This is a genomic window from Sorangiineae bacterium MSr11367 (assembly GCA_037157805.1).
Classification (GTDB): Bacteria; Myxococcota_A; Polyangia; order Polyangiales; family Polyangiaceae; genus Pendulispora; species Pendulispora rubella.
The window spans coordinates 603,721-623,220 of the sequence record CP089983.1; the positions used below are offsets into that span (position 1 = coordinate 603,721).

The 19,500-nt window shown below is 64.3% G+C and carries 17 protein-coding genes; 10 read left to right on the top strand and 7 right to left on the bottom strand.

Annotated elements, in window-relative coordinates; genetic code table 11:
* Nucleotides 1–94: 94 nt before the first annotated feature.
* Both LVJ94_02545 and LVJ94_02550 read right to left on the bottom strand, forming a co-directional pair.
* Complete coding sequence (locus tag LVJ94_02545) at nt 95–1,120, bottom strand: tetratricopeptide repeat protein (protein WXB06142.1); 1,026 nt, start codon at nt 1,118–1,120, stop codon at nt 95–97.
* A complete protein-coding gene (locus LVJ94_02550; GenBank protein WXB06143.1) occupies nt 1,120–2,445 on the bottom strand; it encodes a protein kinase in 1,326 nt (441 codons plus the stop codon). The genes LVJ94_02545 and LVJ94_02550 overlap by 1 nt, the downstream gene beginning before the upstream one ends.
* Before the next feature lie 187 nt (nt 2,446–2,632).
* Between LVJ94_02550 and LVJ94_02555 the strand changes: the two genes are divergently transcribed.
* The 5 genes from LVJ94_02555 (at nt 2,633) to LVJ94_02575 (ending at nt 9,675) form a co-directional block, all read left to right on the top strand.
* Entirely contained in the window at nt 2,633–3,652 is a 1,020-nt protein-coding gene (locus LVJ94_02555; protein WXB06144.1) for a hypothetical protein, read from the top strand.
* 1,071 nt (nt 3,653–4,723) lie between these two features.
* Nucleotides 4,724–5,182, top strand: coding sequence for a (2Fe-2S)-binding protein (locus tag LVJ94_02560; protein WXB10835.1), 459 nt, complete (start codon nt 4,724–4,726; stop codon nt 5,180–5,182).
* Nucleotides 5,179–6,168 (top strand): xanthine dehydrogenase family protein subunit M, encoded by a 990-nt coding sequence (locus tag LVJ94_02565; GenBank protein ID WXB06145.1) that lies wholly within the window; start codon nt 5,179–5,181, stop codon nt 6,166–6,168. The genes LVJ94_02560 and LVJ94_02565 overlap by 4 nt, the downstream gene beginning before the upstream one ends.
* On the top strand, nt 6,165–8,372 hold the full coding sequence (locus LVJ94_02570) for a xanthine dehydrogenase family protein molybdopterin-binding subunit (GenBank protein ID WXB06146.1): 2,208 nt from the start codon (nt 6,165–6,167) through the stop codon (nt 8,370–8,372). The genes LVJ94_02565 and LVJ94_02570 overlap by 4 nt, the downstream gene beginning before the upstream one ends.
* Before the next feature lie 19 nt (nt 8,373–8,391).
* Complete coding sequence (locus tag LVJ94_02575; GenBank protein ID WXB06147.1) at nt 8,392–9,675, top strand: ArgE/DapE family deacylase; 1,284 nt, start codon at nt 8,392–8,394, stop codon at nt 9,673–9,675.
* On the opposite strand, the gene LVJ94_02580 is transcribed toward LVJ94_02575, so the two are convergent.
* From LVJ94_02580 to LVJ94_02590, 3 genes are all read right to left on the bottom strand, one after another.
* The gene (locus LVJ94_02580) at nt 9,672–10,646 is read right to left on the bottom strand and encodes a hypothetical protein (protein ID WXB06148.1); all 975 of its coding nucleotides are present in this window, start codon (nt 10,644–10,646) and stop codon (nt 9,672–9,674) included. The two genes, LVJ94_02575 and LVJ94_02580, sit on opposite strands and share 4 nt — an antisense overlap.
* A gap of 105 nt (nt 10,647–10,751) precedes the next feature.
* Nucleotides 10,752–11,483, bottom strand: a complete 732-nt coding sequence (locus LVJ94_02585) for a response regulator (protein WXB06149.1) — start codon at nt 11,481–11,483, stop codon at nt 10,752–10,754.
* Nucleotides 11,480–12,484 (bottom strand): histidine kinase, encoded by a 1,005-nt coding sequence (locus tag LVJ94_02590; GenBank protein WXB06150.1) that lies wholly within the window; start codon nt 12,482–12,484, stop codon nt 11,480–11,482. Before LVJ94_02590 ends, LVJ94_02585 begins: the two co-directional genes overlap by 4 nt.
* Nucleotides 12,485–12,647: 163 nt before the next feature.
* Between LVJ94_02590 and LVJ94_02595 the strand changes: the two genes are divergently transcribed.
* From LVJ94_02595 to LVJ94_02610, 4 genes are all read left to right on the top strand, one after another.
* The gene (locus LVJ94_02595; protein ID WXB06151.1) at nt 12,648–13,589 is read left to right on the top strand and encodes a hypothetical protein; all 942 of its coding nucleotides are present in this window, start codon (nt 12,648–12,650) and stop codon (nt 13,587–13,589) included.
* Between the two features lie 74 nt (nt 13,590–13,663).
* The gene (locus tag LVJ94_02600; protein WXB06152.1) at nt 13,664–15,259 is read left to right on the top strand and encodes an adenosine deaminase; all 1,596 of its coding nucleotides are present in this window, start codon (nt 13,664–13,666) and stop codon (nt 15,257–15,259) included.
* Nucleotides 15,260–15,342: 83 nt separating this feature from the next.
* Nucleotides 15,343–16,314, top strand: a complete 972-nt coding sequence (locus tag LVJ94_02605) for an SDR family NAD(P)-dependent oxidoreductase (protein ID WXB06153.1) — start codon at nt 15,343–15,345, stop codon at nt 16,312–16,314.
* A gap of 74 nt (nt 16,315–16,388) precedes the next feature.
* The gene (locus tag LVJ94_02610) at nt 16,389–16,799 is read left to right on the top strand and encodes a nuclear transport factor 2 family protein (GenBank protein ID WXB06154.1); all 411 of its coding nucleotides are present in this window, start codon (nt 16,389–16,391) and stop codon (nt 16,797–16,799) included.
* A gap of 57 nt (nt 16,800–16,856) precedes the next feature.
* Here LVJ94_02610 and LVJ94_02615 read toward each other — a convergent pair whose 3' ends face one another.
* Nucleotides 16,857–17,399 carry a hypothetical protein gene (locus LVJ94_02615; protein ID WXB06155.1) on the bottom strand — a complete coding sequence of 181 codons (543 nt, stop codon included), beginning with the start codon at nt 17,397–17,399 and terminating at the stop codon, nt 16,857–16,859.
* Nucleotides 17,400–17,914: 515 nt separating this feature from the next.
* Nucleotides 17,915–18,343 (bottom strand): hypothetical protein, encoded by a 429-nt coding sequence (locus LVJ94_02620; protein WXB06156.1) that lies wholly within the window; start codon nt 18,341–18,343, stop codon nt 17,915–17,917.
* A 596-nt stretch (nt 18,344–18,939) separates the two neighbouring features.
* Here LVJ94_02620 and LVJ94_02625 point away from each other — a divergent pair.
* A complete protein-coding gene (locus LVJ94_02625) occupies nt 18,940–19,353 on the top strand; it encodes an SRPBCC domain-containing protein (protein WXB06157.1) in 414 nt (137 codons plus the stop codon).
* Nucleotides 19,354–19,500: the final 147 nt, after the last annotated feature.

Genomic DNA, 19,500 nt, shown 5'->3' on the forward strand with positions numbered 1-19,500 from the left:
GCCCGACGCGCTTCTCCGGCGAAGGCACCGACGGGGGGGCGAGCCTCGCACGCACCTTCCGTGCGGTGCGTGGGTGTTGTCTTCACATTTGTCGCTAAAAGCGTCCGACGGCCCCGATGCTGCTGGCGTCGGCATAGGGCATGATGGTGGCGCGTGTGCCGGTGCGGGAGGTGGGGGCCGTGAGAAGCAGTACGGCGCCGGTGATGCCGCCGACGGCGGCGACGGTGAACCCCACGGTGGCGATGGCGCTCGTCGTTTGGTAGCGCGAACGATCGCTGTCGTACGCGTCGAGTGCCGCGCGATCGCACCCCGTCGAGCAGGCGCTGCTCGTGAGGGAGCTGCGCGCGCCGATCGCGAGAAGGCCGCTGAGCGCGCCGGTGACGAGGCCCGCGCCACCCACGCCGAGTGCCACGAATCCAAGGGTGCGCTGCGTTCCGCCGTGGGCACTCTCGCGCGGAGGCGGCATCATCGGTTCCGGCAAGGGCACGGGTGCCGCGGTTTCGGGCGGCGCCTCACGCGTGAGGGCCAGCGAAATGTCGTGCGAGCCTCCCTCGACGGAGGTCACCGAGGTCTCCGCGGGCAGGTACCCTTCGGCACGCACCACGATGCGATGCGGCCCGGGATCGAGCAGCCGCTCGCGCCCGAGCGTCTCGTTGGGAATCGCCGCATCGTCGAGGGTGACGACGAAGGGCGGCGGCGGTGCCGCGGGAAAACCCGCCACGCGCACCACGAGCCGAGCACACCGCGCTTTCACGGGCCCGATTTCCTTTTTGGCGGACTCGATCGCCTTGAGCATGATGGCATTCGCGTCGGGCGGCGGGCCCTCGTCGATGATGCGCTGATAATGCTCGGTCGCGGCGGCGAGCTGGCCAAGCTGCACCTCGGCGCGTGCGAGACCAAGGAGCATGGGAGGCACATGGTACACGGCGTCGGCGCGGCGAAAAAACGCCTCGGCCGCGCGCCAGTCGCCGCGATCGAGCGCGGCAAATCCTTGATCGCCAATCTGGCGCGCGAGCGCCCTGGGCGACGACGGCTCCGAGGGCGGAGGCTTCGCATGTGCGAGGTTGGCTGTCGCGCACACGATGGCGGCGGCGAAGAGATGTCGTACACGTTGGAGCATTACAGACCCGTTCTGCTGGGGGGAGGCCGGCGCGCGGGACGAGATGGCGCCGATGGAGAAGGTGGAGCGGACGCGGATGGCGGGGCCGCCGGCGCCTCCTCCGGCACCGCCGATGCCGTGGCCACAGGCACAGGCACGGGTTCCGAGACCCGTGCAACGATCGCTGTCGCAGGTGCCAACACGGGAGCAGGATGCGGCGGCTCCGCGCGCCCGCGCCAATACGCCGCAAATGCGCCGACGCCCACGAGCAACGCGGCCCCGCTCGCGAGGGCGAGCCACTTCCACCCGTAGGCAAAGGGAACCTGCGTCATCCGCTCGGTGGTCGTCGCCGCCTCGTTCTCGTCTTCGTCCTCCGCGGCAACCGGAACGATCGCAGCCTCCACCGGCGCCGCCGTCATCACCACCTCTTGGGACGACGGAATGCTCGGTGAGACCCCGCGCGGTGCGAGCACCCGCTCCAACTCCGTCGTGAATTCGGCCGCCGACTGGAAGCGATCCCGCGGCCTGCGAGCCACCGCCTTTTGCCACCAAGCGTCGAACCCAACGGGCACCGCGCCCACCGAAGAGGGAACGACAATGGGCTTGCTGCAAATCTCGAGCACCAAGTCGCCGAACGACCCTGCGGCGAAGGGCAGCTTGCCGACGAGGCACCGATAGACGATGACGGCGAGGGACCATAGATCGCTTCGCTCGTCGATGCGCCGCGTGCCGCGGATCTGCTCGGGGCTCATGTACACCGGGGTGCCCAAAAGCTCTCCCGTGCTCGTTTCGCTCGCGACGGGGATGCCGACGCTCTTGGCAATGCCGAAGTCCAGCACCTTGGCTACCTCGGCATCGTTCTTCTGCGTGCCGTCGTCGTCGTACACCAGGAAGATATTGTCCGGCTTGAGATCGCGATGAACGATGCCGCGCTCGTGCGCCTTTCGCAGGGCGCGTGCCACGTGCCGGGCAATACGGAGTACGTCCTCCGGGGGGAGTATCAGTACCCGTTTGAGGCGTGCCCGCAGATCCTCGCCCTTGAGAAGCTCCATGGCGATGTACGGCAGGCCATTCCACACACCGTGATCGAAGATCTGCACCACGTGCCGCCCGCGGATCCCCGCTGCGGCTTGCGCTTCGCGCTCGAAGCGGCGAAGAAGCGTTTCGCGGTCGTGCCCTTCGCACGTGATGAACTTCACCGCACACGGGACGTCCAATGCAACATGGTGCGCTTCCCACACCGAGCCCATTCCGCCTTTTCCAATCAGGCGAATGAGCCGAAATCGCTCGGCGACGAGCGCATTTTCCGCGATTGTCGCGCGCGGCGCCGATTCGTCTGGCCCCATGGTTGCTACCACGTTGGGTAGTCTATCTCGAGAATCGGACTGCGCGACTTCCTCCAGTGACGCCATATTTGGTTGGCATCGCGTGATATCGAACGCGTCGCGTGTCGGATGCAAATCGGATATACTGCCCGCGATGGTCGCCCGAACCAAATGGTCCCCGCTGCTCGCCGCTGCATCTGCGCTCACATTGGCGATGGCCATTGGAGCTTGCGGCGCCGTCCTTGGCGACGTACCGGAAGGCCAGTTGCGCGAAGATGCAGGCCCGCTGGATTCCGGCATCGCCGATGCTGCGGATGGCGCTGTGGCCGCGGAAGAGATCTGCTTCGTTCCAAATGCGGACATTCTCGACCTGGCTGTCGATGCCACCTATCTGTATTGGCTCCGTGCACCGCCTTCTGGTGGAAAAGAATTTGCGGTGGAGTCGTGCTCGAAGAATGGAGGGGGCGTCCAACTTCTTTTCTCGTTGCAGAGCAAGCCCGAGGCGCTCGCGCTGTCCGACAAGTACGTATTTTGGACCATCAACGTGGGCGGCTACCCGTTCGAAGGTACGTGGCGTGTCTCCAAGCAGGGCGGCGAGCCGCTGCCCACCAGGCCGCTCGTCGGGATAGGTGGAGCCGGCCCCGTGGCCATTGCCAATGACAATTTGGTGACCGGCACGCACGGCGGCGTGATTTCCATCAACTCGCCGGACACGGGCGAGGTTCGCAATGCGCCGCAGGGGCTGGGGAATGTCACCAGCCTCGCCGCTTCGGGTACCACCCTGTTCTACACCAATGAGACCGACGGCAAGATTATGAAAGCGGTCATCGGCTCGCAAAGCGCGGCCGAATCGTTCGAGGCCGCATCGGCCGAGAAGCCGTCCCTTCTTTACTTCGACAGCGACACCCTGCATTGGGCCGTCACCACCAGCAACGGAACGACCATCCGGTCCAAATGCAACGGTGACGATTGTGAGACCAGGAACATCCTCGTTCAACGCGGCGATTTCCAGGCATTTGCCGTGCGAAACGGCGCCATGTACTGGACGGTCAATGAAGGTAACACCGGAGCGGTGTACAGATGTTCTGATATGTCGAGTTGCCAGGGGCAATCTGCTTCGCTCTGGAAGGGGAACGCACAAGTTTCCCGTATTGCGGTGGACGACTCTCATATCTACGCGGCGGCGCGGCGCGATACCGGTGGTTGCATCGTGAAGGCCGCGCGCTGACGTTGGATAGAGGAATATCCGAGCGGGCATCGAGCGATCCTCAAGCAAGGTAGTTAGTCGGTATCCGTAGCGGTGTCGAGGCGAAGAGGTTCGCAGCCTTGCTATGCAAACCGTGCGCACATCGTCGTTGGCCACCTAGGACAAGTTCTGTCCTCGAGGGATGACCCGAGGGGCCGATTTTGGACGATTCGAACCATGTCTCGGCCACACCGGTGACGTTTCGCATTACAAGATGCGTGCCTTCCGGGAGGACCTCGGTCGGACCCGTGGTGGATCAAATCGACCAGCCGCCGGTCCGGCACGAGCACCCCGAAACAGGGCGTTCGTACATAACGCGCCATGGCGACGCAGGATCGACGGCGCAACGAAGCCTTGCTTGGCCCGTCAGTCCATCGAAATATTAACCATTGCGCAGGTCGACACTTTCGATTGGATGCCGGCTGGCCGAAGGACCATCCTTCCGCCCTGGAGGTTTCTGTGGACAAACTCGGACCAACGCCGCCTTTCCGGGTCTGCGATGTGCGGGGGCGAAGCGTCATGCCGGCCACGTTCGCCGGGCAGACCGTGATTCTCGCGTTCTTCGATGCGTGCGGCTGGCAGCATGCTTCGGAGTCGGCGTATCGCGCCCTTCGTGCGGAGCTGCGCGGATTGGGCGCGGTTCTCGTCATCGTGTCGCACGATGGCATTTGGTCCTTTCGCCCGGACGACGATTTGGAGCTTTGCGTCGGGCGCGACGAGATCGATACCGCGCAATGGGACGCACTGCGCGGGCGCTACGGCGTGCGCCCGGGGGTTCCCTCGTTTTTCATCATCGATGGGGAGTCGGTGTTGCGCGGCTCGCACCAGCTGCCCACCCATGCACCGCCGTCGATCGACTCGTTGGTAACGGCTCTTTCGGCGGCCGGTCGCGCGGTCGTTCGCGAGTTCTCGGTGTCGCGGCGCGAGCTCGTTCTTTCGAGCTTGCTCGCAGTGTTCGCCGTGGCCTTGGTGAACGCATGCGCCGGGCGCGCAAACGACGTAGGGCCCGGTCCGCAGGTTCCCTCCGCCGGCGGTGGGGCGTCCGGCACCGAGTTGGACGTGACCTTGAACGTCAACGGCGAAGCGCGTCACTTGCGCATCGAGCCACGGGTCTCGCTGCTCGACGCGTTGCGCGAGCGGTGCGGGCTCACGGGGACGAAAAAGGGATGCGACCACGGGCAGTGCGGTGCGTGCACGGTCCTCATCGACGGCCGCCGTGTGCACGCGTGCTTGACCCTCGCCGTGATGGCGCGCGGCAAGATCACCACCATCGAGGGACTCGCGCGCGGTGAGCAACTCCACCCGATGCAGGCGGCGTTCGTCGAGTGCGATGGCCTGCAGTGCGGCTACTGCACGCCGGGCCAAATCATGAGCGCCATCGGCCTTCTCGGCGAGGGGCACGCCAAATCCGACGACGAAGTGCGCGAGGAAATGAGCGGCAATATCTGTCGTTGTGGTGCGTATTCCAACATCGTTTCCGCGATTCAACTCGCGCGCGGGAGGTCCGCATGATTCCCTTCGGCTACACGCGTCCGGCCGACGAGGCGGCCGCCCTCCACGCCGGAGCGACATCGGGGGTGGCCTTCATCGCCGGCGGCACCGGCATGGTCGATCTCATGCGCCTCGGCGTGGAAACGCCGGCGACCCTGGTCGATCTCAATGCGCTGCCCTGGACGAAGATCGAGAAGACGGCCGAAGGAAGCCTGTCCATCGGGGCGCTGGTCAAAAATAGCGATTTGGCCTGGCACCCGGAGGTGCGTTCCCGCTATCCGGTTTTGGCCGAAGCCCTTTTGGCCGGCGCATCTCCGCAGTTGCGCAACATGGCCACTGTGGGGGGCAACCTTCTGCAGCGAACGCGCTGCGCCTACTTTCGCGATATCGGTGTTTCGGCTTGCAACAAGCGCACACCCGGCTCGGGCTGCGCCGCCCTGAACGGCGATTTCGTGCGCATGCACGCCATCCTCGGCGGCAGTGAGCATTGCATCGCGCTGCACCCTTCGGACATGTGCGTGGCCCTGGTCGCGCTCGATGCGGTGGTGCACGTGCGCGGGCCCCGGGGCGATCGCGCGGTGCCGGTGGGCGAGTTCCACGTCGTGCCGGGCGCGCATCCGGAGGTGGAGAGCGTCCTTTCCCGCGGTGAATTGGTGACCGGCATCACCTTGCCGCCGGCCCCCTTCGGCGCGCGCTCGGCGTACGTCAAAGTGCGGGATCGCGCATCGTACGCCTTTGCATTGGCCTCCGCGGCGGCGTCGCTTCATCTGGACAATGGCTTCGTTCGGGACGTGCGCGTGGCGCTGGGCGGAGTGGCCACCAAGCCATGGCGAAGCCAAGAAGCGGAGCAATCGTTGCGCGGGCAACGGCCTTCGCATGCGCTCTTCGAGCGCGCGGCCGCCGCAGCCTTGAAGGATGCGCGCACGCGGCCGGGCAACGAGTTCAAGGTGCCCCTCGCCCAACGGGTCCTCGTACGTGCGCTGGAGCGTGCAGGAGGTATCGCATGAGTGAATCGGTCGTGGGCAAAGGCATCGACCGCCTCGATGCCATACTCAAGGTGACCGGCAAGGCCGAATACCCTGCCGAAACCGGCGTTGCCAACGTTGCGCATGCGGCGGTCGTCACCAGCACCATCACGCGGGGACGCATTTCCGCCCTCGACACTCGCGCCGCGGAGCGTGCACCCGGCGTGCTCGCAGTGGTGTCGCATTTGAATGCGCCGAAGCTCCCGGGGATCGACAAGAGAACGACCCCCGTCGACCCGGCGCTCCAGCTCTTTCAGAACGACAAAGTCGTTTACAACGATCAACCGGTGGCCCTGGTGGTGGCCGATTCGCTGGAGCGCGCCCGCCACGCCGCCACCTTGGTCGTCCCCCGGTACGAGAGCGCCTCGTTCACCGTGGACATGAACAGGGAAACGCCGCGCGCTTACGCACCGCCGAATTCGCGATTCCCATTGGACTCGCAGCGCGGGGACGTGCGCGCGGGTCTTGCGGCCGCCAAGGTGCGCATCGAGCAGAGCTACACCACGCCCATCGAGCATCACAATCCTATGGAGCCTCACGCGGCCATCGTCATTTGGCAGGGCGCGGACCACGCCACGGTGTACGTGACCACGCAGGGCATCTTCTTCGTTCGTCAGCGGTTTGCCTCCCTATTTGGCATTCCCAAAGAGAATGTGCGCGTCATATCGCATTACATTGGCGGCGGTTTCGGCTGCAAAGGCGTACCCTGGGTGTACGCGCCGCTGGCCGGTCTGGCCGCCAAGGTGGTCGGCCGCGGCGTGAAGCTCGTAGTGACGCGGCAACAAATGTTTTCCCTGGTGGGACACCGTTCAGCCACGTTGCAAAAGGTCGCGCTTGGGGCCGACGCGAGCGGCAAGCTGACCGCGATTTCGCACGACGTCGTTTCGGCGAGCTCGCGGGTCGACGAATTCGTGGAGCCGGCGGCGGTGCAGACGCGCATGCTCTACGCCTGCCCCAACACGAGCACCAGCCACCGGCTCGTCCGCCTCGACATTCCGACGCCCACCTTCACGCGCGCGCCGGGGGAGGCCGTGGGCACGTTTGCGCTGGAATCCGCGATGGACGAACTCGCCGAGGCGCTCCAAATGGATCCCATCGCACTTCGATTGCGCAATTATGCGGAGACCGATCCGGAGAAGAAGTTGCCGTGGTCGAGCAAATCGCTGCGCGAATGCTACCGGCGCGGCGCCGAAAAATTCGGCTGGCCCGCGCGCCGCCCGCCACCGCGCAGCGTGCGAGATGGTCGGTGGTTGGTCGGCTGGGGCATGGCCACGGCAACGTATCCGGCGAACCAGAGCGATGCCTCCGCGGTGGCCCGGGTGAGGGCCGATGGTACGGCCCTCGTGCAAGCCGGCTCGCAAGACATCGGTACCGGGACGTACACGATCATGACGCAGATTGCGGCCGACGCGCTCACCCTGCCCATGGACAAGGTGCGTTTCGAGCTGGGCGATACGACGTTTCCCGAGACGCCGAACTCGGGTGGCTCGCGCACGGCCTCCAGCGTCGGATCCGCGGTGAAAATGGCCGCGCTCGCCGTGCGAAGGAAGCTCGCCGAAGTCGCGGTGGCCGATCCGAAGTCCCCGCTCCACGGCCTCGAGGTCGAAGGGTTGGACGCCGCCGACGGTGCGCTGTACGCGAAGGGCAACCGCGCGCGAAGGGATCCGTTTTCCGACATCGTGACCCGCAGCGGTGCCCCGGAAATCGCCGTGCAGGTGGACAACAAGGAAAAGGAAGACCGCAAACGCTACTCGACCCATTCGTTCGGCGCGCAGTTCGTCGAGGTCAAGGTGGACGAGTCCCTGGGCACCGTCCGGGTGAGCCGCTTCGTGGGTGCGTTCGCCGGGGGAAAAATCCTCAATGCAAAAACGGCCCGGAGCCAATTCCAGGGAGGCATCGTCTGGGGCATCGGGCTTGCGCTCCACGAGAGCACCCACCGCGACGAGCGACTGGGGCGCATCGTCACCCGCGATTTGGCCGACTACCACGTCCCGGTGCACGCCGACATCCCGCCCATCGACGTCATCATGGTCAACGAAACCGACCCCTACGTGAACGAGATCGGCTCCAAGGGCATCGGTGAGATCGGCATCACCGGCGTCGGCGCCGCCATCGCCAACGCCGTCTACCACGCTACCGGCCGCCGCATCCGCGACCTCCCGATCACGCCTGACAAGCTATTGTGAATGACCTAATTTGCACTCCGTGGAATTGAGTGCGCTGGAACGTCGGGTGATCGACGCGGTCGATTCGAACGAGCTGATGGCCGATCTCGAAGCGCTGGTGGCCATTCCGAGCATCGGTGGCTCGGACGCCGAGCACGATGTGCAGGCGTGGTGCGCGCAAAGGCTCGCGCAGCTCGGCGCCGAGGTCGATCACTGGCAGATGGACCTGGGGGAGCTGCTCGCGCGCCCCGATTTCCCCGGCCAAGAGGTGACCCGGCGCGAGGCGTACGGTTGCGTGGGCACGCTGGGCGGGGACGGGAAAAGCGGGGGCGGGAGTCCGGCCCTGGTGCTGTGCGGACACGTCGACGTGGTGCCGCCAGGTCATCTCGATGGATGGCCCGACCGCGCCCCGTGGACCTTGCGCATCTCCAACGGCGTCATCGCCGGGCGGGGCACGTGCGACATGAAAGGGGGACTCGCCGCGATTTTCGGTGCGGTCGCGGCACTGGCCCGCGCCGGTGTTCGGCTTCGCAGGCCCCTCGCGGTGCATGCCGTCGTGGGCGAAGAAGACGGCGGGCTCGGGGCCTTCGCCACGCTTCTCCGCGGCCACCTGGGCGATGCGTGCGTCATTGCCGAGCCCACCGCGGGGGCGATCGTCCCGGCGAACGCCGGCTCACTGACGTTCCAACTCGACGTACCCGGTCAAGCGGCGCACGGCTCGACGCGCACCCTCGGCGTGAGCGCGATCGACAAGCTTTCCGTGTTGCTGTCCGCGCTTCGCGAGCTGGAAGTGCATCGCAACGCGAACCCCGATCCATGGCTCGCGCACCTGGAAATGCCGTACCCGCTGTCGGTCGGCATCGTGCGCGCCGGCGATTGGGCGAGCACGGTGCCGGACCGCGCCATCGCCGAAGGTCGCTACGGCGTTCGGCTCGGTGAATCGGTGGACACGGCGCGGCGCGAATTCGAAGCTGCCGTCGCCCGTGCTTGCTCGGCCGACCCGTGGCTGGCGTCGCACCCCGCCCGTGTGCAATGGCCCGGCGGCGTGTTCGCCAGCGGACGGTTGCCCGAGCAACATCCACTGACCGCCGAGCTCTCGAACGCGGTCGCCGCGCTGGGTGGGCGCCCCCCGGCGGTCCTCGGCGCGCCCTATGGTTCGGACCTGCGCCTCTATATGGGCGCGGGGGTGCCCACCGTACAATTCGGTCCGGGCGACATACGGTTCGCGCACGCTCTCGACGAACACGTCACGCGTTCCGACATCGAACATGCCGCCCGCGCGTTCGCCCTGCTCGCCCTTCGTCGCTGCGGCGCGTCGCCCTAAGGCTTGTCGATGGCCACCGCGTTGTACGTCGTCGTCGGGGTCGGCGTGGTGGTGAAACGCGCATTCGGCAGGTACAGACGGCGCCCGAACGAGGCCACCGTCGGGGGGACATCGAACCGCGAATCGGTCAAATGCTGGACGACTTTGCCCGAGCTTGCGTCATCGGTGAGCTCGATGGCCACGATTTCGGCCGGCGTCGACTGATTTCGCACCACGTACAACGTGCGGCCTTCGCGAAGCAGGCCGTCGCCGAAGGTCAACGGCACATCGCCCACGTCGATGGCGCGGCTCGCACCGCTCTGCGGATCGACCCGATAGAGTTTTCCCGTGTTCGTGGTCACCACGATGAGAGAACGCCCGTCCGGCGACGTGCTGATGCCATTGACGTTGTACCCTTCCGTGTAAACCAAGTCGCCGGTGAACGGCACGCGCACGACGTCACCCTCGGCGGCAAGATCACCTTGCGCCCCGAGCGGCACTTTGTAGAGCACCGGCGTGAGCGAATCCGTGAACCATGCGGCATCCTGCGTGAGGAAGACATCGTTGACGAACGTCTTCTCGGTGGCGAATTGGTAGCTCCGCAGCAATTGCCCATTGTTGGCATCGAGCACCCGCGCGCTGCCGCTCGGTCCACCGGCGACGAAGAGCCGCTGCCGAGCGTCGACCTTCAGCCCCACCGAGGGCGTGCCCGGTCCCGCACCGAGAACGGAGCCCTCGCCGGTGCGAAGGTTGACGCGATAAATGGATCCATCCGCGAGCGAGCCGAAATACGCCACGGGGGTCGCCCCGATGGCGATTCCCTCCGGCTGAAACCCGTTTGGCAGTGAGAAGGACGTTGGCCATCGGGAAATATCGTCGGCGGCACTGTCCGCACCCGGTTCGTTCGAATCGGTGGCCGAACGACAGGCCGCTCCCACGACCGCAAACAACGACAACATGGCAATGGGCCCAAAGGAACGATGAATGTTCATGAGAGGGATTTGCCTCGACCGGCGCCTCCTTCCCAGCGAGGATCGGCGAGCGGCCCCGTGTCGTGGCCGAGCGGTGCACCCGCACGACGAGCGGGACCTGGCGTATCAGGACATCGTCGCTTTGAGCCGCGCCGCATGGCGGCGGCTAATGGGAAGTCCCTCGGCCAGCCCTTCCACGAAGACGAGAAATGTATCGTCTCCGGCGCTCTCCAGCTGCTTGATGAACTCCAGATGGACGATGGCCGTTCGGTGAATGCGCACGAAATGCTTCTCCGGCAGCCGGCGCTCCCATTCATTGAGCGAGCGGCGCATCAACACGGTTTCGCCGCTGGCCAGCACGATTTCGGTGTAATCGTCCGCGCCACGCAGGCACGAAATGGTGTGCACCTTCAAAAATCGCGCACGCTTGTTGCTCGTCACGAACAGGTGATCGTCGAGCGCCAAGGGACGCTCACCCGCGGGCGGCTTGGACGCGCTTTCGCTTCCGACGATGCGCGCGATCGTTCGCTGCAACCGCTCCGGAGAAACAGGCTTGAGCAGATAGTCCAGCGCATTGATGTCGAAGGCGCGGATCGCATGGGCGTCGTACGCCGTGACGAAGACGATCTGCGCCGTCGTCTCGATCTCCGACAAAAGATCGAAACCCGATTTTCGTGGCATCTGCACGTCGAGAAACACGACGTCGGGGTCGAGTTCGGTCATTTGACGAATGGCCTCGTCGACGTCGGCGGCCTCGCCGACGATCTGGATCTCCGGATGGCGCTCCAACAGCGCCCGCAGATCGCTGCGCGCCAAGCGCTCGTCGTCGACGATGAGGGCCCGCTTCCGCACTTTCATGGACCGACCTCCACGACGATGGATGCGCGGACGTGCCCATTGGCGTCGTCCGCGGTGGTGAACACGTGACGGTCGGGAAACGCCTCGCGCAGTCGCTCCCTCACGTTGCAGAGACCGGTGCCCGTGCCATCGGTCAGCGTCGCCAGGGGATCCTGCGCGCCCGCCGATTCGGAGATCCAATGGCCCGTGTTGATGACGTCGATTCGCAGCATCGGGCCTTCCCGCTTGGCGCGGAGCGAAACACGAAGCGGAACCCCGCTGGTCTGGAATCCATATTTGATGGCGTTTTCCACCAACGGTTGAACGATGAACCCTGGCAGCTTGACCGACTCCGCGTCGGGGTCGATGTCGAAGGTCACCTCCAGCCGCTCCTCGAAGCGAACTTTTTGAATGGCGAGGTAATCCTGGACGGCTTTGAGCTCGTCGGCGAACGATGTGTTCGGGCCGTGAACGTCGAGCAACGAGTACCGAAAGAATTCAGCCAGCTTGGTGACCATCTCGCATCCGGCTTCGGGATTCTCGCGGATCAACGCGCGCACCGAATTGAGCGAATTGAACAGAAAGTGCGGATTGACCTGGTAGCGCAGCATATTGAGGCGGGCCTGCGTCGCCAGGGCGGTCGCGCGAAGCGATCGCTCGGTCTCCACTTCCAGATCGCGCCGGTACAAATAGGTGAAGTACACCGCTGTCCACGCGCTGAGGGCGACGGTCCAGTTGTAGAAGAGACGCAGGAATGCGCGATAACCCGGTTCCTCCCATGGGAATTGGCTGATCACCAGGGCCCCCGCCGCGCCCGCAACGAGGGAGGCCGCCGCCCCGACGAGTCCCAACTTCACCAGGGGAAGTCGTCGCGGCCATAACCACATGTAGAAACGAAAGAGGAGGACGCTCGAAGCAAACCCCACGGTGGCTTTGAGCAGTTTGAACCCGAAGTCGAGCAAGTATCCCGTCCAAGGGGTTCCGTCGGCGGTGTCGGCCCAGAACCACGCGTGACGAGCCACGGCCCAAGCACACCAACAGAGAGCTTGAACCTTCCAGCGCATGCCATTTTATAGCGCGCGGCTGCGCGCCACGGATACTTCGGGCCCCGTGGATTCAGTGAATGGCGCCCACGCGCGGTGAATGGCGCTTGCATTGGAAGTGAAAATCACTTTCAATATAGTGGTGAGAATTGCGAACCTCGTCGTGCTCTTGATGGTCATGTGGTTCGTCGTGGGTTGTGGAGGGGGCAGCACGCCTTCGCCCTCGACGACGAGTGCCGCCGTGGCGTCTTCGTCCGGCCGATTTGGCGTGCTTCTCATGGCGCACGGAGGTCCGCCCGAGTGGAACCAGGCGGTCCTCGACAGCGTGAAGCCGTTGCAATCGAAGTTCGACGTGGAAGTCGCATTTGGAATGGCCGACGCCGCGAGCCTGCAAGAGAGCGTGCAAAAGCTCGAAGCACGCAATGTCCGGAGGATTGGCGTCGTGCGTCTCTTCGTGAGCGGTGAGAGCTTCTTCCAGGAGACCGAGCAGATTTTCGGCCTGCGCGCCGGGGCGCCCGCGGCGAATGGACAGCATCCGATTCACACGGGGCACGCGGGGCACAGCATGGCGTTCTTCCGCCTCAAGACGAATGCCTCGCTCGCGCTGTCCGCCGAAGGGCTCGCCGACGCTCCGGAAATGGGCAATATCCTCGCCGATCGCGCGGCCGCCTTGAGCAAAGCGCCTGCGCGTGAGGACGTTCTCATTCTTGCGCACGGCCCCGGCGACGACGCCGAGAACGCGCGCTGGATGGCGAAACTCGACGCACGCGCCGCGGTGGTTCGCACACGTGCACCCTTTCGACGCGTGCAGGTCGAAACCCTTCGTGAGGATTGGCCCGACAAGCGCGCCGCGGCGGAAAAGCGGATTCGCGCTTTCGTCGAGCGCGCTTCCGCCGAAGGGGGCAAAGCCATCGTTCTTCCCTTTCGCGTGCAGGGCTTTGGACCATACAAGTCGGTACTTGAAGGTCTCGATTACGCGGCCGATGGTGCGGGGCTCATTCCGCACGCCGAGGTGACGAAATGGATCGCGCGTCAAGCCGGCGCCTTGGAACAAGGTGCGTTTCGCGCACCGTCCGCTTCGTGAAAACAGCGGGCGCAACCTTGATGTGATTCGTACGCGTCCCGTGCGCGATCTTGGGCTACTAGTCGTCGACCAAGATGAAAACGTTCCGTGTCGCCCTCGTGTGCTTGCCCGCGCTTCTGGCCTGTAGTTCCGACGACTCCCCGCCGCCGAATGGTTCGACGGCCGCCGAGCAGCGCGTTCAACAGCGTCTCGACACGCTGGCCTCCGACGAGAAGGGGCTTCGGGCGTTCGTGCAGCAGATTCCCAAAGGGGCCGATCTGCACAACCATCTATCGGGCAGCGTCGCCATCGAGAAGTACATTCAGTGGGCGGCCGAAGATGGGTTCTGCACCAGCGAGAAGTCGGGTTGGGCGGCCACGCCCGCGCCGTGCACGGCCGATCAAGTCCCCATCTCCAACGCGAGCAAGGATTCGAAGTTGTTCGCGGACATCTTGTCCAGCTGGTCGATGGAAGGGCACACGCAGGAGCCCGTGAAGGCTCGGCACGAGCACTTCTTCGCGACGTTCGACAAGTTCGATCCCGTGATGGGCGACACGCGCTACCCGTACGGCATCGCCGACGCTCTCTCCACCGCCGCCAAGCACCATCAAACGTACGTCGAGTTGATGCGCAGCCTGGACTCGTGGAGCATGGGCGAACTCATCGAGCCGTTGATGCCCGAGACGGGGGTGTGGACCGAAGCGTACTTGCTCGAAAAGCGCGCCCAGATCGTCGCCAATTCGAAGTTTCAGACCTTTCTCGACGAGCACACGACGAAGTTTCGCGACCAGGTGGCCCAGGCACGCGCGTTGCTCAAATGCGGCACAGCGGAGGCCGATCCCGGGTGCAACGTCGACGTGCGTTTCATGATGGAATCGTACCGAACGCAGAGCAAGCAGTTCGTGTTCGGCCAATGGCTTTACGGCTTCGAGCTGGCCCAGAAGGAGCCGCTCGTGGTCGGCGTGAACATCGTGTCGCCGGAAGAGGCGCCGGTGTCGCTCCAGAACTACAACGACGAAATGTTCGCGGTGGGTGTGCTCGCGAAGATGAACGCTGCGGACGCGACGCGCAAGCCGGTGCACGTGTCGCTGCACGCCGGGGAGCTCATTCCCGACGTGCTTCCGCAGAACGACGAGGGGCAGCGCCATCTGACCTTCCACGTCGATCAGGCGGTCGAAGCCGGGAGGGCCGAGCGCATCGGTCACGGTACGGACGTCCTCTCCGAGGTGGCCAAGGATCCGGGGCTTTTCGACGAGCTGCGCGCTCGCAACGTGCTCATCGAAGTATCGCTGAAATCGAGTTCGCTCTTGCTCGGGTACGAAGGGGAGCGCCACCCACTGGGAACGTTGATTCAAAAGGGCGTGCCCGTGGCGTTGTCGACCGACGACCAGAGCATCTTCCGTACGAGCATCACCGAAGATTGGCTGCTGGCCATCCAGCGCAATCGTCTGAGCTACGTGGCGTTGAAGAAGCTTGCCCGCGCCGGCGTGGAGCATTCGTTCTTGCCGGGCAAGAGCCTATGGGCCGAGCCCAATCGCCCCGATCGGGTCGTCGCCGAATGCGCCCAGGACAACTTGGGTAAGACCGAGGTCTCGAAGGGATGCCTCGATTACGTGCAGGCGAACGAGCGCGCCGCCCTGCAATGGAAACTCGAACGCGAGTTGGCGGCGTTCGAATCGTCCCTTCCGTGAGCGCAGCCGGTCCGGCCTCGTACGAGTCGTAGGCACTTTGGAGGATTGACTTCGAGCGTGCTCGAATTCCTACCCTCCTGCGCATGACGACACCGCAACGAAAAATCGGATCGGGATTCGGCACCCGGAGCACGGCCGCCGAGGTATTGCAGGGAATTGACCTCAAGGGAAAGGTGGCCATCGTCACCGGTGGCTATTCGGGCATCGGTCTGGAGACCACGCGCGCGCTCGCCAACGCCGGTGCCCGCGTGGTCGTTCCCGCCCGGCGGCGCGCCACGGCCGAAGAGGCGCTAAAGGGAATCGCCAACGTCGAAATCGACGAGCTGGACCTCGGCCATCTCGAGAGCGTTCGCCAATTCGCCGAGCGCTTTCTCGCCTCGGACCGCAGGGTCGATATCCTCATCAACAGCGCCGGCATCATGGCTTGCCCCGAGACGCGTGTGGGCCCGGGCTGGGAGGCGCAATTCGCCACGAACCATCTCGGGCATTTTGCTTTGACCAACCGGCTCTGGCCGGCCATTGCGCGCGGGCGCGGTCGGGTGATTTCCGTCTCATCTCGCGGGCATCGTGTGTCACCGATGCGTTGGGACGATGTGCAGTTCGAGCGCGGCTACGACAAATGGCAGGCCTACGGACAAGCCAAGACCGCCAATGTCCTTTTTGCCGTTCAACTCGATGTCCTCGCCAAGAACGCGGGGGTGCGAGCGTTTTCGCTTCATCCGGGCGGCATTCTCACGCCGTTGGTGCGCCACATCCCCAAGGAGGAGATGATCGCCAACGGCTGGGTCGATGAACACGGCAAACCCACGAATACCTCGTTCAAGACTCCCGAACAGGGTGCTGCCACCCAGGTGTGGGCTGCGACGTCGCCGCGGCTCGAGGGAATGGGCGGCGCTTATTGCGAGGACTGCGACATCGCCGAATCAGCCGAGTTGCCCCACGATGCCTCGACGTTCACCAGTGGCGTTCACGCGCACGCCCTCGATCCGAACGATGCGGTGCGGCTCTGGAAGCTCTCGGCCGAGCTCACCCGCGTCGATGCGTTCGCCCGCTGAGCGCCTTCGAATTGGGGTGCGCTTTCAGGTGGTGCGTGAGTGCATCGATGCGGGTCGTTCGATGAAGAAGGCGCGTGCGGGCCGTCCGTTCGAGGCCCGCCACACTCTGGCTTACCCGGTCGAGATTCCTTAATTTCATTAATGAAAGAATGCTCGTTTACGAATGCTTTTCGCTCTTCGACCGAAACGCCCCATTCGAGGCGTATCTGCAACATGTAACGGGCGACGACACCCGCCTGATCCTGCGTTCCCCCGAGGCAACCTTGCGCGGCCGCGAGGATTTTCGCCGCTGGTATTCGGGTATCCTGCAAACCATTCGTTCCCCTTCGCGTGACATCCGCCGTCTCGATGTCACGCTGGCAGGCACGGCTGCCCACGTCGATATGGGGTGGTATGGCGAGCGACCACCGTCCAAGGCGACGCGAGGCGTCTCAAGGTCCGGCAACTCTGGGATGTCGAGCGCGGCGCCGGCGGCAGGCCGCTGATTCGTTCGTCATCCGTACACGTTCTCGATGGCTGAAGGCTCGTTTGCGCAAAAAATGTCATCTCCGGTTTCCCCAGAGGATGCGCGCAGGCACGGCACACTTTTTCAATGCTGCTTCGACGCCGGCAAGGGGATTCGGGTCGAGCCCCAGCAAATAAGCATTCACCAGGGCCTTACGCTCGGGCGAGCTGACCAGGGGGCCCGAATAGCAATCAAGGGTCCCGTCGGCCAGGCGCGACGGATACGTAAACATTGCGCCGCCCAGGCCTTGTGGCCCACGCGCAAAACTCTTATCCACCGGCGACGGCTTGAGCCATGTATCGGGGAAGTTTCCCGCGCGTGCGGCTTCGATGGCAGGCGCGACCTTCGGGGGGCGGGTCGTCCGGCCCTGTGACCCAATTGGTGAGCAAAAGCGTTCGCACTCGCGCCGGCGATCTGCGAAAAGGCGATCGACCGCGTCGCGCCACTGATAGCCATTCAGGGGCAAAGCGCGCAAGAAAAGGAGTGCGGGCGCGGCATCTCCGGTGCCGCGTTCGACATAAGCAATCTTCCAACGGGCAACTCGACACGCCGCGATCCATGCCGCCACGTTCGTGGGCACGATCGGCCTGAGTTGCGCACCCCCCGTGTCACATTCATTCGGGCCGTTGCGGCCCTCATAGGCCTCATCAGCCTACGATTTCTCAGTCTACGCCGGTTCATTCGGGCCCTGGCGGCCCTCATAGGCCTCATCAGCCTACGATTTCTCAGTCTACGCCGGTTCATTCGGGCCGTTGCGGCCCTCATAGGCCTCATCAGCCTACGATTTCTCAGTCTACGCCGGTTCATTCGGGCCGTTGCGGCCCTCATAGGACTTCTCTGTCTACGCTCGGTTCACGCGAAGCGCATCCGCCCAGCGCCCCCTGCCGCGAGTGTCCCAGCCATTACTCCCAGGAATTGTCTCCGAAGCATCTTCGACCTCCGTGCGTCTTAGGGCGAGAAATCCGCCGCACCCATGTTGGGGGCAGCGTGGTCCTTGACGTAAGCGCACGCAGGAAGGCGAGCAATGACCTGGGAGGTCATGTGGTTCTCGTGGAGATGACAGACGGCCCGCTTGCGGGCCGTGTCTGTCAATCGTTACTTCGCGAAGTAGGTCGTCGCGCGCTTTTGACCCTTGGTCTTGAGCTTCTTCGCGCCGAGCAGGTCCTTGAGCGGGCGGGGGAGTTCCTTGGCCTCGAGTCCGAGCTCGGCGCGGATCTGCTCCGCACGGAGACCTTCGGGGTGCGACTTGAGGAGGCTGACGATCTTGTCGCCCACGGCGCCAATCTCCTCCTCGGAGCGACGGTGCAAGCGGCCGCCTCGTTTTGCCGCCTTCGGCGCCTTGCTTGCTGCTGCGGCGGCTGCACTGGGCCGGCCGGCGCTGCTGGGGGCGCGGCTGGAGGATGACGAGGTTGCGCGACCGCGGGCCTCGCTGGAGATCTCCTCGAGCGAAGCGCTGCGGATGGCGGCGAGCACCCCTTGTGCGAAATTGTCGGCTAGTCGGCTAATCTCATTCTTTAGACTCATAGAACGCGAACCTATCCATATGCGACGCCGCGTCAAGCTTTTAGATGCATGAAGCGTTGTAATTCCCTCATTTCGAATCGGCTCCTTCGCCAATCGACCGAGCGGGGCCCCCAAGGGACTCAGCGGAATCCGCCCTAGACTGCAAACAAGGAACGACGCGGCCACAAGAACAACAGGCTGCGTCGCGATGTTCCTCGAACCGGTCGCAGAATGGGAATCGATGGTCGATGAGGCTTACTTAGGAGGGGAGGGGAGCCGCCAGGCCTTCGTGACCGTGAACCGGTCGCAGAATGGGAATCGATGGTCGACCCAGAGCAGAAAAGACCCAGACCAAAAATGGGTGGATTAGGCCTACGAAGGTTGCTTGCCGGGTGCCTTTTTGCGAACCGTTCGTCTCGCCTGCTTGCGGAGACTTGAATCCGGTTTCGCAAAATCCTGAAGCTGCTGCGGCCGCCGCTCTAGCAGCGGCCGGCCCCAAAGGCTAAAAGCGCGTAAAGACCCGGCGGCGCCATTGCTAACGTAGAGTGTTCAAGGTAGGTTACGCTAACGTGGGCGAAGAATCTTTGGAAAGTTCCGAAGTTAGAAGAACGGTTGTCGTGAATGCCGCACCCTCCAAAGTTTGGGATGCGCTGACGAATCCCGATTCCATCGCCCGGTGGATGCACGATTCGGAGTTGACCGTCACATCGGACTGGCGGGCCGGTGCGGCCATCGCCTTTCGAGGCAATTTGCACGGTATCGATTTCGCAAACAAAGGGACCATCCGAAGGTTCGAGACCGAAAGGGCCTTCGAGTACGATTATTGGAGCACCCTATCCGCCTCCAAACTGCCGGACGCGCCAGAGAACTACACGACGGTTTCCTTCCAGCTGACCCCCACGGAGACCGGGACGGCGTTGGCATTGACCTTGAGCGATTTCCCCGACTCGTCCGTCTATCACCACGCCAAGCTTTACTGGGGCGTCACCCTGGACGTGCTGAAAGCCTTTTGCGAAGAACATCGACCTTGAGTCGGGGCCCGGTCGGCCCGATCTCGGTGGGATCCCACGGTTCACTCTACATCGCTCTAGCCGGAATCATTTACCGCGCCGCGGCGGACACGACTTCGTCACAATACGAGCCATGCTCGGCGGCTCGGAGGAAGTGGCGGAATGGCC